Annotated in this window: 11 protein-coding genes, 3 tRNA genes and 1 pseudogene; 7 read left to right on the plus strand and 8 right to left on the minus strand. The window is 68.2% G+C overall.

Annotation, left to right across the window (positions count from 1 at the left end; all coding sequences use genetic code 11):
* Window positions 1-24 precede the first annotated feature (24 nt).
* From FPZ41_RS23290 to FPZ41_RS23305, 4 genes are all read right to left on the minus strand, one after another.
* Entirely contained in the window at window positions 25-1,950 is a 1,926-nt protein-coding gene (locus tag FPZ41_RS23290) for an ABC transporter ATP-binding protein (RefSeq protein WP_152865582.1), read from the minus strand.
* Window positions 1,950-3,683: an ABC transporter ATP-binding protein gene (locus FPZ41_RS23295; protein ID WP_322620606.1), complete on the minus strand. Its 1,734-nt coding sequence runs from the start codon at window positions 3,681-3,683 to the stop codon at window positions 1,950-1,952. Before FPZ41_RS23295 ends, FPZ41_RS23290 begins: the two co-directional genes overlap by 1 nt.
* Window positions 3,684-3,889: 206 nt before the next feature.
* On the minus strand, window positions 3,890-5,344 hold the full coding sequence (locus tag FPZ41_RS23300; RefSeq protein WP_152865588.1) for an FGGY family carbohydrate kinase: 1,455 nt from the start codon (window positions 5,342-5,344) through the stop codon (window positions 3,890-3,892).
* A 174-nt stretch (window positions 5,345-5,518) separates the two neighbouring features.
* Window positions 5,519-5,830, minus strand: a complete 312-nt coding sequence (locus FPZ41_RS23305; protein ID WP_131567915.1) for a YtxH domain-containing protein — start codon at window positions 5,828-5,830, stop codon at window positions 5,519-5,521.
* A 176-nt stretch (window positions 5,831-6,006) separates the two neighbouring features.
* On the opposite strand from FPZ41_RS23305, the gene FPZ41_RS23310 reads away from it, so the two are divergent.
* From FPZ41_RS23310 to FPZ41_RS23325, 4 genes are all read left to right on the plus strand, one after another.
* Window positions 6,007-6,079 (plus strand) — tRNA-Asn (locus FPZ41_RS23310).
* A 5-nt stretch (window positions 6,080-6,084) separates the two neighbouring features.
* Window positions 6,085-6,157, plus strand: a tRNA-Asn gene (locus FPZ41_RS23315).
* A gap of 168 nt (window positions 6,158-6,325) precedes the next feature.
* Window positions 6,326-6,402: transfer RNA gene (locus tag FPZ41_RS23320), tRNA-Ile, on the plus strand.
* A 623-nt stretch (window positions 6,403-7,025) separates the two neighbouring features.
* Entirely contained in the window at window positions 7,026-7,517 is a 492-nt protein-coding gene (locus tag FPZ41_RS23325) for a cupin domain-containing protein (RefSeq protein ID WP_152865590.1), read from the plus strand.
* A gap of 306 nt (window positions 7,518-7,823) precedes the next feature.
* Here the strand turns inward: FPZ41_RS23325 and FPZ41_RS23330 are convergent, their stop codons facing one another.
* The 4 genes from FPZ41_RS23330 to FPZ41_RS23345 all read right to left on the minus strand — a co-directional run bounded on the left by FPZ41_RS23330 (window position 7,824) and on the right by FPZ41_RS23345 (window position 10,746).
* Window positions 7,824-8,066, minus strand: a complete 243-nt coding sequence (locus FPZ41_RS23330) for a hypothetical protein (protein ID WP_152865593.1) — start codon at window positions 8,064-8,066, stop codon at window positions 7,824-7,826.
* Between the two features lie 568 nt (window positions 8,067-8,634).
* On the minus strand, window positions 8,635-9,453 hold the full coding sequence (locus FPZ41_RS23335) for a transporter substrate-binding domain-containing protein (protein WP_228022921.1): 819 nt from the start codon (window positions 9,451-9,453) through the stop codon (window positions 8,635-8,637).
* 103 nt (window positions 9,454-9,556) lie between these two features.
* Window positions 9,557-10,282: a hypothetical protein gene (locus tag FPZ41_RS23340; RefSeq protein ID WP_152865595.1), complete on the minus strand. Its 726-nt coding sequence runs from the start codon at window positions 10,280-10,282 to the stop codon at window positions 9,557-9,559.
* A complete protein-coding gene (locus FPZ41_RS23345) occupies window positions 10,279-10,746 on the minus strand; it encodes a hypothetical protein (RefSeq protein ID WP_152865598.1) in 468 nt (155 codons plus the stop codon). Before FPZ41_RS23345 ends, FPZ41_RS23340 begins: the two co-directional genes overlap by 4 nt.
* A gap of 83 nt (window positions 10,747-10,829) precedes the next feature.
* Between FPZ41_RS23345 and FPZ41_RS50310 the strand changes: the two are divergent.
* The 3 genes and pseudogenes from FPZ41_RS50310 to FPZ41_RS23360 all read left to right on the plus strand — a co-directional run.
* Window positions 10,830-11,087, plus strand: a pseudogene (locus FPZ41_RS50310) (ArsR/SmtB family transcription factor); the annotation flags it as partial.
* Window positions 11,088-11,619: 532 nt separating this feature from the next.
* Window positions 11,620-12,993 carry a tannase/feruloyl esterase family alpha/beta hydrolase gene (locus tag FPZ41_RS23355; RefSeq protein WP_152865600.1) on the plus strand — a complete coding sequence of 458 codons (1,374 nt, stop codon included), beginning with the start codon at window positions 11,620-11,622 and terminating at the stop codon, window positions 12,991-12,993.
* A 153-nt stretch (window positions 12,994-13,146) separates the two neighbouring features.
* Entirely contained in the window at window positions 13,147-14,634 is a 1,488-nt protein-coding gene (locus tag FPZ41_RS23360) for an extracellular catalytic domain type 1 short-chain-length polyhydroxyalkanoate depolymerase (RefSeq protein WP_152865603.1), read from the plus strand.
* The last annotated feature ends 13 nt before the right edge of the window (window positions 14,635-14,647 follow it).

Here is a 14,647-nt window from a genome sequence, read left to right on the forward strand (position 1 = left end):
TTATAAGAGACAGCCCCCAACCCCTCAGTCCACCTCCGCCACCGCCTCCGCGAACTGGGCCTTGTACAGGCGGGCGTACGCCCCACTCGCCGCCAACAGCTCCTCATGATCGCCCTGTTCGACGATCGAACCGTTCTCCATGACAAGGATGGTGTCGGCGTCACGGATGGTCGACAGACGATGCGCGATCACGAACGACGTACGCCCATGGGCGAGTTTCGCCATCGCCTTCTGGATCAGCACCTCCGTACGCGTGTCGACCGAACTCGTCGCCTCGTCCAGCACAAGGATCACAGGATCGGACAGGAACGCCCGAGCGATCGTGATGAGCTGCTTCTCACCCGCACTCACCCCGGCCCCCTCGTCGTCGATCACCGTGTCGTACCCCTCGGGCAACGTACGGATGAAACGGTCCGCGTGCGCGGCCCGCGCCGCCTCCTCGATCTCCCCTCGGGTGACCTCCCGCGAGGCCCCGTACGCGATGTTCTCCGCGATCGTGCCGCCGAACAGCCACGTGTCCTGGAGCACCATCCCGATCCCGGCCCGCAGTTCGTCACGGGACATCGTGGCGATGTCCACGCCGTCCAGTGTGATGCGCCCACCCGTGACCTCGTAGAACCGCATCAGCAGGTTGACCAGAGTCGTCTTGCCGGCACCGGTCGGGCCCACGATCGCCACCGTGTGCCCGGGCTCCACCTTCAGCGACAGGTCCTCGATGAGCGGCTTCTCCGGGTCGTACCGGAAGGAGACCCCCTCCAGCGCCACCCGTCCCCGCAGCTCCTCCGGCCGCATCCCCGGCAGCGGATCGGCGTCCTGCTCCTCCGCGTCCAGCAGCTCGAACACCCGCTCTGCCGACGCGACCCCGGACTGCACCAGGTTCGCCATCGACGCCACCTGCGTCAGCGGCATCGAGAACTGCCGTGAGTACTGGATGAAGGCCTGCACGTCACCGATCGACAGCGTGCCCGAGGCGACCCGCAGCCCACCGACGACCGCCACCAGCACATAGTTGAGGTTCGACACGAAGAACATCAGCGGCTGCATGACCCCGCTGTTGAACTGCGCCTTGAACCCGGCCTCGTACAGCCGCTCGTTCTCCTCGGCGAACTGCTTCGCCGACTCCTCCTGCCGGCCGAACACCTTCACCAGCGTGTGCCCGGTGTACATCTCCTCGATGTGCGCGTTGAGCTTCCCGGTCGTCCGCCACTGCTGCACGAAGTGCGGCTGCGACCGCTTGCCGACCCGCGTGGCCACGAAGAACGACAGAGGTACGGTCACCAGCGCTACCAGCGCCAGCAGCGGTGACACCCAGAACATCATCACCAGCACGCCCACGATCGTGAGGAGTGAGTTGACGAGCTGGCCCAGCGACTGCTGCAGGGTCTGACCGATGTTGTCGATGTCGTTGGTGGCGCGGCTGAGCACCTCACCACGCTGCCGCTGGTCGAAGTGCGACAGCGGCAGCCGCGACAGCTTCGCCTGCAGCTCCTCGCGCATACGGCCCACCGTGTGGTTGATCGCCCGGTTGGAGAGCCGGGTCGACACCGCCATCAGCAGACCGGCCACCACGAAGACGGCGAGCGCGACCAGCAGGACGTTCCCGACGGCGGTGAAGTCGATGCCCTCACCGGGCGTGAAGTCCGTGCCCTGGAGCATGTCGGCGACACCGCCGTCCCCACGCTCCCGCATGGCCGCGAGCACCTCGTCCTTCGTGGCGCCCTCGGGCATCTCCCGGCCGATGACCCCCGCGAACACCAGGTCCGTCGCCTTGCCGAGGATCCACGGGCCCAGCACCGACAGCCCGACGCTGAGCACACCGCACGCGAGCATCGCGTACATCGTGGACTTCTCGGGCTTGAACTGGGCGAGCAGCCGTTTCCCGGACGCCTTGAAGTCCATGGAGTTCTGGTCGGGACCGCCCGCCATCATCCGTCCCATAGGCCCGGCCATCAGGCAGCCTCCGCTTCCGTGAGCTGGGAGAGGACGATCTCCCGGTAGGTCTCGTTGCCGGCCATCAGTTCGTGATGGCGGCCCGTGCCGACGACGAGGCCCTCGTCGAGGACCACGATCCGGTCGGCGTCCCGGATGGTCGACACGCGCTGGGCGACGATCACGACGGTCGCCTCGGCGGTCTCACGGGCCAGCGCCGACCGCAGGGCCGCGTCGGTGGCGTAGTCGAGCGCGGAGAAGGAGTCGTCGAACAGATAGATCTCCGGACGCTGCACCAGCGTCCGGGCGATGGCGAGCCGCTGCCGCTGACCGCCCGACACGTTCGTGCCGCCCTGGGCGATGGGGGAGTCCAGCCCGTTCTCCAGCCCCTCGACGAACTCCTTGGCCTGTGCCACCTCCAGCGCGTGCCACAGCTCCTCGTCGGTCGCGTCCGGGTTGCCGTACCGGAGGTTGGTGGCCACCGTGCCGGCGAAGAGGTACGGCTTCTGCGGCACCAGCCCGACCGTCCGCGCCAGCAGCTTCGGATCGAGGGTCCGCACGTCCACACCGTCCACGAGGACTTCACCCTCGGTGGCGTCGAACAGGCGGGGCACCAGCCCGAGCAGCGTCGACTTGCCGCTGCCCGTGGACCCGATGACCGCGGTGGTCTCGCCCGGCCGCGCCACCAGGTCGATGGACTTGAGCACCGGCTCCTCGGCACCGGGGTAGCGGAAGCCGCCGCCCCGGATCTCCAGCGTCCCGTGCCGCCGCAGCTCCAGTACGGGCGCGGAGGGCGGCACGACACTGCTCTCCATGTCGAGGACGTCCTGGATGCGCTCGGCGCAGACCTCGGCGCGCGGCACCATCATGAACATGAAGGTGGCCATCATGACGGACATGACGATCTGCATGAGGTAGGCGAGGAAGGCGGTCAGCGCGCCGATCTCCATCCCGCCGCTGTCGATGCGGTGCGCGCCGAACCAGAGCACCGCGATCGACGACAGGTTCACGACCGTCATGACGATCGGGAACATCAGGGCGAGCATCCGCCCGGTGCCGAGTGACACCTCCGTGAGCTCGGCGTTCGCGCCCCGGAAGCGCTCCTTCTCGTAGTCGTCCCGTACGAAGGCACGGATGACGCGGTTGCCGGTGATCTGCTCGCGCAGCACCCGGTTCACGGTGTCGAGCCGCTCCTGCATGGTGCGGAACAGGGGGCGCAGACGGCGCACGATGAGGCTGACGGAGATACCGAGCACCGGCACGACGGCCAGCAGCACGCCCGACAGCGGTACATCCAGGCCGAGCGCCATGACGATGCCGCCGACGCACATGATCGGGGCCGACACCATCAGCGTGAACGTCATCAGGGCGAGCATCTGCACCTGCTGCACGTCGTTCGTCGTCCGCGTGATCAGGGTGGGCGCACCGAAGTGGCCGACCTCACGCGCCGAGAACGACTGCACCCGGTCGAAGACGGCGGCCCGGATGTCCCGGCCGAGCGCCGACGCCGTACGGGCGCCGTAGTACACGGCGCCGATGTTGCAGACGACCTGCGCCAGCGACACCCCGATCATCAGCGCGCCGAAGGACAGGATGTAGCCCGAGTCCCCCTTCACGACGCCGTCGTCGATGATGTCCGCGTTGAGCGTGGGCAGGTAGAGGGTGGCGCAGGTCTGCACGAACTGCAGCAGCACCAGGAGAGCGATGGGTTTCGAGTACGGCCTGAGGTGGGTCCGTAGAAGTCGTATGAGCACGCGAGGTCTCTCGGTCTGTGACGGGGATGGGTGCATCACCCACCATCGTCGGACACTCCACCGGTGTTACCCCAACCAATTAACCCAAGAGAGGTTCATGGTCCGACCCGGTGCGGGTCTGGAGATGTACACGGCCGGGGTGAATGCCGGGAAGATTCGCATCGACGCCCGGATGACCCCTGGATGACCCGCGGATGACAGTCGGTTTACACCCGGAATGCCCCGGGATGTGTCTGTTCCCGTACCGACACGTACTGCTGCCGCACCGCCTGCCCCACGGCCAACTCCTCGCCCGGATCCAGGTACTGGGCGGGCGCGCCCTGCCAGGGCGGCGGGTTGCGCGGGTCGAGGGTGCCCTGGGACACGCCGAGCGCCCATGCCGCCTGCCGGGCCGCACCGATCGCCGCGTAGTCGCCGGGCTGCGGCACGACGACCTGTACCCCGAACAGCGCGGGCGCCGCGGCCTGTACGGCCGGCAGTTCCGCCGCCGCGCCCAGCAGGAAGATCCGTCGTACGTCGACCCCGCGTCCGCGCAGCACGTCGAGCGCGTCCGCGAGCCCGCACAGCATGCCCTCGAACGCGGCCCGCGCCAGATGCTCGGGCTTCATGGCCTCCCGCCGCAGCCCGGTCAGGGTCCCGGCGGTGTGCGGCAGGTTCGGCGTCCGCTCGCCTTCCAGGTACGGCAGCATCACCAGCCCGTGCGACCCCGGCGTCGACTTCATCGCCAGGTCGGACAGCCCCTCCAGATCGGGCACGCCCAGCATCTCGGCGGTACCGCGCAGGGTCCGTACGGCGTTCAGCGTCGTCACCACCGGCAGGTGCATGCCGGTCGCATCGGCCAGGGATGTGATCATCCCGCTGGAGTCGACGAGGGCCTCCGGGTGCACCGCCATCACGGACCCCGACGCGCCCAGCGACACGACCGCGTCACCGAGCCCGATCCCCAGCCCGAAGGCGGCGGCCATGGTTTCGCCGGTCGCGGCGGAGATGAGGAGCCCCTCCGGCGTCGTCCCCGCCGCGTCGGACGGCCCGAGCACCTCCGGCAGCATGGCCTGGTGCCCGAGCGCGAGTTCGACGAAGTCGGTGCGGTACGAGCCGGTGGCCGCCGACCAGTAGCCGGTACCGGAAGCCCCGCCCCGATCCGTGGTTCTGCGCACCGGCCGCCCGAGCAACTGCCACACGAGCCAGTCGTGCGCCTGCATCAGTACGGCCGTGCGCAGCGCGGCGTCGGGATCGGTCCGGGCGAGCCAGCGCAGCTTGGTCACCGGCTGCGCGGCCTGCGGTACGCACCCCACGGCCTCCGCCCAGGCCTGCCGTCCGCCGAGCGCGTCGATCAGATCGGCGGCGGCGACCTGCGTCCGCTTGTCACCGCCGACCATCGCCGGCCGCACGGTGTTGCCCTGCGCGTCCAGGGCGATCAGCGCGTTCTGCTGCGCGGAGACGCCGATCGCCTCCACGCCCTCCAGCAGCCCGCCGCCGGCCGCCTCGCCGAGGGAAAGCAGCCACGCCTGCGGGTCGACATCGGAGGGACGGCCGCCGCTCTCCGTCTTCTCCAGCGGGTGCGGGGCATACCCCTGCCTGAGCACGGCACCGGAATCCGAGTCACAGACGACGATACGAGTGAAATCGGGCGAACTGTCCAACCCGGCGACTATCCCCATGGCGGAAATTCTGCCGTACGGAAGTAGGTGTGCCTGTCGCGCGGGGCGGAGCGCATCCGGCGCGCGACGGCGCGGCCGAAGAAACCCGGCGGTGCGGCCGGGAATCTCTCCGTGCCACCGGAGGCCATGGCATCCATGGATACCGCGTGCCGATGCGCCGGGTGCCGGATGTGGCTAGGTGTTACTGGTTCCCCAGTCGTCCGTACCGCTGCCGTTCGTGTTCCGTTCGCGCAGCGACCGGACCCGCGCGGCGACCGAGTCGGGCATGTGCATGTGGTCCCCGACCTTCTCGCTCACCACGTGGTACGCCTTGCCCGCGAACGCGCGCCCCTGCTGGGCGGCCGACTCGGCGGTGTTGCGCACCGCGGGGTTCTCGGCGACCTGCCGGGCGGAGTTCTTCAGCTGCTCGTAGCGCTCGCGCCCGGCCCGCGTGCCCAGCACGTAGCCCAGAGCGAGCCCGGCGACGAACGTGAGCCGATAGCGCATGGCGGCCACCTTCCCTGACGTCTGCGTCGGTCGTTGTTCCGACCGTGTCCTGCCCGTGTCCTGCCACGGGGTACTGATTGGCGAAGCACCCCCCTGCTTGCGCTAATGTATGTGTCGCAGCGAGCGGGCGCCCCCTGGCGAATACCCAGGGAGGTACGTTCGATGCAACGAGGCATTCCTCCGTAGCTCAATTGGCAGAGCAGCCGGCTGTTAACCGGCAGGTTACTGGTTCGAGTCCAGTCGGGGGAGCTCGGTCCTCCGTAGCTCAATTGGCAGAGCAGCCGGCTGTTAACCGGCAGGTTACTGGTTCGAGTCCAGTCGGGGGAGCAGCCTGAACGAGGACCCCGTCGGGGTCCTTTTTCATGTCCGCCGGAACCACGGAGCCGCTGGTGGGGTCCTTGAGGGCAGGCGAAGTCGACCATCCGAAGCAGGAGATCGTATGAGCGGCTATGCTGCGGCAGACGGCGCGCACAAATGTGCGCGACGCGCCGTACTGGGGCGGTAGCTCAGCCGGTTAGAGCAGCGGACTCATAATCCGTCGGCCGTGGGTTCGAGTCCCACCCGCCCCACCAGGCGCTACACGCGCAGAAGCGTTTCTACCTGCGGAAACGCAGAAACAAGTGCCGCCACGCCAGCACGGCCACCTTCGTTCACTCGCCCAGCCCAAGATCCAGTGGACGGGTAGTGGACGCGGGGCCGGTTCCTTGGACAGAGGGGCTCTCAGGCTGCCTTCCGCCGCCTGCTCGGCTTCCGGTGATGAGCCTCTTCGAAAGCGGCCGGCCCTGCTCTTCGTTCCCCACTCGGTTGAGCGATCCACAGAGGACCGGAGCCGCCCCCTTGTTGAGTGCGGGGGCCGCGACAGGGTGTGAGTACTCGAGGGACAGGAAACCCCTTGAGATTGATCTTGCTGGGGTTCTCCTCCTTCGTCTGGGGCCTCGGGCTGTCGGGGTGTGGCGGGGGATGGCGCCAGCGTGCACCCCAAGGGGCTTTTGAAGACCCTGCGGGGTTCGAGCGGCTCCACAGAGCGATCTTCAGAAAAAGAGGGTTTGCTGAAGGAGCGCGCAGCCTCCGGCGGACCGGCTCCGGGGTCCGGTGCGTGGTCGATTCGATCGAGGTCGGCTGAGTGGGGTGCTGCATGAGGCCTGCCCAGGCCTCTCCTGTGCGGTGCTGCATCGCCGACCCGAAAGGAAGTCGCATGTCCTACCCAGAACCCCGCTATTTCGGCGAAAAGGGCCAGGTCAGCGCACTGTTCCTACCTGCGTCTCCACAGCCCGACACCGGTTCCGAGGGCTTCGGGATCAGCTACGTGGCCAGGCGGGAGAACACCAACGGCGAGTTCGGTCTGTACAAGATCGACATGGGGCCGAAGGCCATGGGCGCCACGGAACACTTTCACCGTACGATCTCCGAGTCCTTCTACGTCCTGTCCGGCGAGGTCCGGCTCTACAACGGCGAACGCTGGGTCACAGGAGGCGAGGGAGACTTCCTCTACGTACCGGCCGGCGGGCTCCACGCCTTCCAGAACGACAGTGACGACCCGGTGTCGCTGCTGCTGCTCTTCACACCGGGAGCTCCCAGGGAGGAGTACTTCGAGAAGTTGGCGGAGTACTCACAGCGCAGCCGCGAAGAGTTGAAAGCCTTCCGGGTCAGGCACGACCAATACAACACCGACATGCTCGACGACTAGGCTGCACTGAGTGCGGTGGTCCCCGCGTCACATGCCCGGGACTGCCCGAAAGCGGCCGGGCCGGTGCGGCCCGTCAGTCAACTACTCGCACCCCGTGACGGCTCGTCAAGGGCGCCTGCGGCGTCGCTCGGCGATGAGCTGCGCCCACCCTGGACGACCCGCCCCGCCCCTGCATCCTGGCTGGCTATCGGGCGGCCCCTCTCGTGTGGCGTCCGTTCGCAGGCCAGCGGCCTGTGGGTGGGGAGCCAAGGTGAGACGGTCTGGGGAACCCCTGAGCAGGGGGTGGGGATTCTCAAAGAGCCCCCATCATCCGTGGGTGGCCCGGGTCCCTGCGGGCGGCAGGCCTGTCGGCAGGGACCAGCCGTCCAGGCCCGGAGACTCGGATCGGGCGATTGTGAAGCGAGTGAGCGAGAACACGGACCGCTGCTCCTCCGGGTAATGGTCATTGAAGTTCTCGACCCGCACCAGCTCCAGCTCGTTCGCGGCGCAGTGGTCGCGTATCCACTTCACAGACGCGTTGGCGGCGTCGTCCTGGCCCCGGCCGGCCATCGTGATCGTGCCGAGGAGATCGGCGTCCGCATGAGGCTGCGCTCCGACAGCTCAGGTATCGCCCGGCTGCCGTGCGCCGTGGGCGAAGAAGACGGCAACGTCGCCCTGCCAGGCCCCCTCGGGGATCGCTAGCGGGGTGCGCACCTTGAAAGGGATCTCACGGGGGATGACGGCCATCACGGCCTCGCACTCGGCCCGCATCATGAGTGGGGTGCGAAGCAGTCTGTTGCGCGGCAGGCTCCACAGGGCTCATCGCTCGGGGAACTCGTGGGCACGGCTCCACGCGGGCTGCGTTCTCTGGCTCGTGAACCATCCCGAGGTGCCGAACACCCGGCAAGCTTGGAGGACTTGGCTTGCCCGCACTCGCACCTGCTGTAACCAGAACGGCAACCAAGGGGGGCAGGTTTCTCCTGCTCGGAGGGCCTGTGCGCCTGGAACTGTTACTGGCCTCTTGTGGCAGTGCTTGTGCCTCGAAGGTTCGGCAGAGAGGGCGGGTCAGCGCGCCTTGATGCGTGAGCGAGTGGCGCACACAGGCCCGCAACCTCCACCAACATGCTCGCGGTCAGGTTCAGGGACTCGGCTTGTCCCTGCATGATCTGGAGTCGATGGAGGCGGCAGTGGGCCGGTACTGCGTCTGCCACGCTTCCTCGTTCGTCGGGATCAGTTTCAGCGTCTCCTCGATGTCCGCCATCCAGTCGCTGCTGTTGACGTAATCCTTCACGATCTCGCGCAGCCTTTCGCAGTCCGCCCGGTGTTCCTTGGGCATACCGATGCCGTAGTACTGGGGCGGGCCGACCGTCAGGTCCGGCAGTACCCGCAACCGGTCCTCGGCGTACTGGCCCGCGAAGCCGTAGAGGATCATCTGGTCCGTGGACACCGCATCGGCCGTGCCCTGCCGCACATCGTCGAGACAATCGGAGGCGTCGCCGCGCTCGTAGACGTCGATGGCGTCGTACGACTGGCGGGACAGAACCTCGGCGGAGGTCGTGCCCTTCCAGGTACACACGCGCCGTCCGTCCAGGTCCTTGACGGTGCGGATGTCTCGGCCGTTCTTCCCCACCATGAAGCCCTGGTACGTAACGGCGTACGGGCCGACGAAGTCGATTTCCTTCATGCGGTCCTCGGTGATCGAGAACGTGGCGATGACCAGATCGGCCTCCCCCGAGGTGATCGCCGTCACGCGCTCGTCGGACGGGACGTCGATCGGGCGGCTCGGCTGGAGTCCGAGATCGTCCACTATCCGCGTACCCAGCAGGTAGTCGAAGCCCGAGTAGTTGTAGTCGGGCTTGTACGAGGTGCCGGGCTGGTCGTTCTTGTGTGCGATGGTGATGCGGTTCTTGCCAAGGAACGTCGGCTCCGAGCCGCTACATGCGGCTGCGACGCTCATCAGGACGACGGTAAGGACAAGGATCAGAGGGCGGGGTCGTCTCAGCGCGGCCCGAGCCCGACCACGACCGACCATGGATCCGCTCATTTCTTCCCCCTGGTCATCAGCCATGAAGAACCGCCCGCCCCACGGAGAAATCCATCAGACACCCCCGTTGGGTGTGCACGGTCACGGTGATGGAGCGCTCGCCGCTCCAGTTCCCGCCCAGTTTCAACTGGGCAGTGGCGCCCGGGACGAGGGAGCGGTTTCCGCCCGCAGGGGCCTGTCCGGTGAGCCCGACGTCGAAGGTGGTGTCCGGCAGACAGGACTGGGCGCCGGCCGCGCCTTCCGCGACACTCATGGTGAGGCGCAGGTTCTGCCGCGCGGTTTCGCTGTGTACGACCACCGCGAGCTCGGCGCCGTCGCCGACCGGAGTTGTCTGCGTGACCTTGGTGCTTCCCGTGACGTCCACCTCGCCGTGCATGCGCAGATCCTGCATCAGCGTCAGCCCGATCACCGCGACGCCGACGGAGGCCCACGACGCGCCGGCCCGTAGTCCTCGATGCCACCCGACGCCGTACTGAGCCCGCCAGAACGTGGCGGCCAGGGGCACGAGGAAAGCCGCGTACACCCCGATGAACTGGGTCAGCTGTCCGTCCGGCTGCAGCAGCAGCGCGACGGTGCCGAGTGCGAAGACGAGGCCGCAGGGAACCCAGTTCCACACGCTCCATTTCTCGACGCCGGTGAGGAGGGAGATGAACACGTTTCCGGCGAGTTTGGCAATGCTCAGCGAGCCGCTGCCGTCACTGCGCGAGTAGTTGTTCTCTTCCTCCGCCCGGGGCGTCGTCATCTCCCGTCACCCGCGTCTCCGGGTCGGTAACCCGCGTGCACGTCGCCCACGACCTGCCCGACAGCGATCGCACCCGGGCCTGTGGCGTGGGCGGTGTTGGTGACGGAACCCGGCTGCGCCAGCGCGGCCCCTCGCTTGATGTGCCGGAGCAGTGACTCCTCGGTCAGGCCGCTCTCGTGGTCCAGCAGCCAGTGGCCGATCGCGGTCTCCAGGGCATTCCTGTGGGCCCTGTCGAGGCTCTCTACAAGCCCGGCAATCTCCGTGGCTGCCCCGCTCCGGCCCTCCTCCGCCCCAAGCCGGTCCGTTTCTCGGCCCAGGACTCGCATGAGGAAGCTACGCCCCCGCTCCACCGTGCTGTCGGCCACCCGTGACTGTGCGGAGTCGATCACGGCCTGCCCCATGGAGGAGGCAGCCAGCGTGAGGTAGGGGGCGAGCTGGGCAGCCAGAGACATGAGATCTGACACGCGGGCGTCCTCCATCGCTGCAGGGCAGTACTTCGTGTAACCAACACAGGTTTGGGAAACGGGAGTTACCCACATCCGGTGATTTGTATGCCTGGGTTCGACGGAGCCGAGGAGTCCTGGCGGCCTGCTGTACAGCGGGTGGGGAAGTGGGACGGCAAACCGTACTGACAGCGCAGTGGCATGGTTGGCCATGCCTTGCTTCTGTGCGCTTGCATCTTCCGTGCGAACTCGCCGAAGCCGTCGGCATGGAACAGTCGGCCTGCTCCCACCAGCTGCGCCTGCTGCGCAACCTGGGCCTGGTCACCGGTGAGCGCCACGGCCGGTCGATCATCCACACCCTCGCAGTGGGGGATCGAGACCGGGCCGGCCGACCGTGCCTCCCACGGCTGTGGACCGTTTCCTCCGCACTCGCGGCACGGCGCCGCCGAGTGCGCGATCACGGCACTCACCGCCGGGAGATGTGGTCTGTGAGCAGCGTCGGCACGTGGATCTGCGCCTGCTGCTCGCGAGTTCGAGGCGCCGATGCGACGCAGACGTTGAATTCGGCTGTCGCACGAGGCCACGTGGCCGACCTCCACACCGACCGGGCCCGCGAGTGCGGGATCCTTCCGGCCATACGTCGTGCCCGGCTGCCGCGGTATGGGCTTTCGCTCCACCATCCGTGCTCCCGGACCGTGGGTTCCCTCCGTGGCCGGGTCGCCGCGCGGCGCCCACCATGTGCGCCATGGCGATGACGGACACCCGCCGAACACCTGGTTGAAGACGCTGCGCAAGCGTGCCGAGATCTGATTCCACCCACCGCACAGCCTCACCGACGCCTTGGACGACCTGCCCCGCACACAGAGCTCGCCCCCGGAACCTGGAGCCGCATCCATGCACCCCAGTCGACGAAGCACTCTTCTGTCTGCAGCCCTGCTCGCCACGGCGGCGATGACCCCCGGCGCCGCGGCCCGTGCTGCCGACAACGCGCCCGGCCGCTGTGGCCACCGGCACCGGATCAACGTCCCCGGTGCCGAACTCCAGCAGATCTCCTGTCACGACGACCTGACCACCAGCGCACTCGCCGGCACCCCTTACACCGACACCGCCGACCAGGCCGGCCTCATGGCCCGGGGCACCTACATCCCCTCCGGTGTGCCCGGCCTGCAGATCGACGGCTACTTCCCCGATTCCTCGCACCTGAACACCACCCACGGCTGGAACCACGACGCCCAGTTCGTCATCCGGCTGCCCGAGCAGTGGAACGGCAAGCTGGTCGTGACCGGCGCGCCCGGCGTGCGCAGGCAGTACTCCCTGGACGCCCTCATCTGCGACTGGGTGCTGGCCCAGGGCTACGCGTTCGCCTCCACCGACAAGGGAAACAGCGGCCCCGACTTCTACACCGACGGGAAGCAGCCGGGCGGCGCGCTCGCCGAATGGAACCTGCGCACCACCCAACTCACCCGCGCGGCCAAGAGGGTGGTCGCCCAGCACTACGGGCACGCCCCACGGCGCACCTACATGACCGGCATCTCCAACGGCGGTTACCTCACTCGCTGGCAGTTGGAGAACCATCCCGGGCTCTACGACGGCGGCGTCGACTGGGAAGGCGCCCTGTGGCGTCCCGACGGCCCCAACCTGTTCACCTTCCTGCCCACCGCGGTCGCCCGCCAACTGGGCCGGGCCGACGACGAGGACATGTACGCGGCCGGGTTCACCCGGGGCACGGAGTTCCTGTGGCCGTACCACGAGAAGGCGTACTGGGGCCTGACCCAGAAGACCTACCGCGCCGCATTCGACCCCGGCTACGACCCCGACTGCCCCGGCGCTTCGGCAGGATCCACCACCGAGGAAATCCTCGCCCCCTGCCCCTCCGACGCCGCCTACGGCTACGCGACGCGGCCCCGTTCGGTCCATGACGCCGTCGCCCGGATCTCACTCACCGGCCGTATCGGCAAGCCCATGATCACTCTGCACGGCACGCTGGACGCGCTGCTGCCCATCGGCGTCCAGTCCGACGTCTACGCGCGCATGGTCGCCGCCCAGGGCAGGGCCGGTCTGCACCGCTACTACCGCATCGAGGGTGGCACCCATGTCGACAGCCTCTACGACACCTACCCCGACAAGCTGCGGCCGATCCTGCCTTGCTACCGAGCCGCTTTCACCGCCATGACGGACTGGGTGGAGCACCGCGAGGAGCCACCGGCCGGCCGGACCGTCCCCAGACCCACCTCCGGCGACCTCGTCAACACCGGCTCCCTGGACTGATCCCTCCTCGCCCACCGCGCCCCGGCAGCGGCACTTACGGCCCCGGCAGGCCGGACGTAACGTCCCTGTCACTCCCAAGCCGTGCGCCCACATGCGAAGCAGGGGCACCTCCCACCTCGACCTCCCCACCCGTCGCGATCACCAGGTGGCACGATGAACCCCACATCCCTCCATTCGCTTCCGCGCCGCCCGCGGCGCCTCACGTGGCCGCGTCCCGTATCCCCGGCCGTGCTGGTCCTGTCCCTGATCGCCGTGCTCCTCGGACTCTCCCCGGCCCCGGCGCAGGCGGCGAGCCCGCAGGAGGTCACAGGCTTCGGCTCCAACCCGGGCAATCTGCGCATGTTCCAGTACGTTCCCGGCAACCTGCCTTCCGGTGCGCCGCTCGTCATGGCCCTGCACGGCTGCACCCAGAGCGCCAGTGACTACTACGCCCACTCCGGCTGGCCCAAGTACGCCGACATGTACGGCTTCGCGCTGGTCTTCCCGCAGACCACCAGCTCCAACAACGCCAACTCCTGCTTCAACTGGTTCCAGTCCTCCGACTACACCCGTGACCGGGGTGAGGCGCTGTCCATCAAGCAGATGGTGGACTACGCCAAGTCCCACTACGGCAGCGACCCCAGCCGCGTCTACATCACAGGGCTGTCGGCCGGCGGTGCGATGACCTCGGCCATGCTCGCCGGCTACCCCGACGTGTTCGCGGGTGGCGCCATCGGCTCCGGTATTCCGGCGGGCTGCGCGACCGACCTCTCCAGCGCCCTGACCTGCCAGTACAGCGGGGTGAACAAGACTCCGCAGCAGTGGGGGGACGCGGTCCGCAGCGCGTCCGGCGGCTGGGGCGGGCCCTGGCCCCGCGTCGCGATCTGGCAGGGCACCGCCGACAGCACGGTCAACCCGGCCAACGCCACCGAGGAACGGGACCAGTGGACCAACGTCTGGGGCATCAGCCAGACCCCGTCCTCGACCCGGAGCCTGACCGGCGGCACCACGCAGGCGGTGTACAACGACGCGAACGGCGAGCCCGCGGTGGAGACCTTCTCCGTCGCCGGAATGGCACACGGCCTCGCGGTCAACCCCGGATCCGGCACCGACCAGTGCGGCAGCACGGGTACGTACTACCTCAACTACATCTGCTCCTCGTACTGGACCGCCAAGTTCTGGGGTCTGGACACCTCGGGCGGAGACGGTACCGGAGACCTTCCGGCACCCACCGGGCTCACGGTCACCGGCACGACCGACACCGCCGTGTCGCTGTCCTGGTCCGCGGTGAGCGGCGCGGCGTCGTACACCGTGTACCGCGGCGGCACCAAGGCCGGCTCCGTCACCGGCACGTCGTACACCGACACGGGGCTCAACTCCGGTACGAGGTACAGCTACACCGTCGCAGCCGTTGACTCCGCGGGAGCGGTCGGCAGCCAGTCGCCGGCGGTCTCGGCGACCACCACCGGGTACCAGCCGCGGTGCTTCACCGACAACAACTACAACCAGGTCGCGGCGGGCCGCGCCCACCAGAGCGGCGGCTATGTCTACGCGGGCGGATCCAACCAGAACATGGGCCTCTACAACGTCGCTGTCACCCACACCCTGGAGGAGACCTCGCCCGGCTACTACGTGATCGCCGACTCGGGCTGCCCGTCCTGACACACCCCACGGG

The organism is Streptomyces acidicola (assembly GCF_009377235.1).
Classification (GTDB): Bacteria; Actinomycetota; Actinomycetes; order Streptomycetales; family Streptomycetaceae; genus Streptomyces; species Streptomyces acidicola.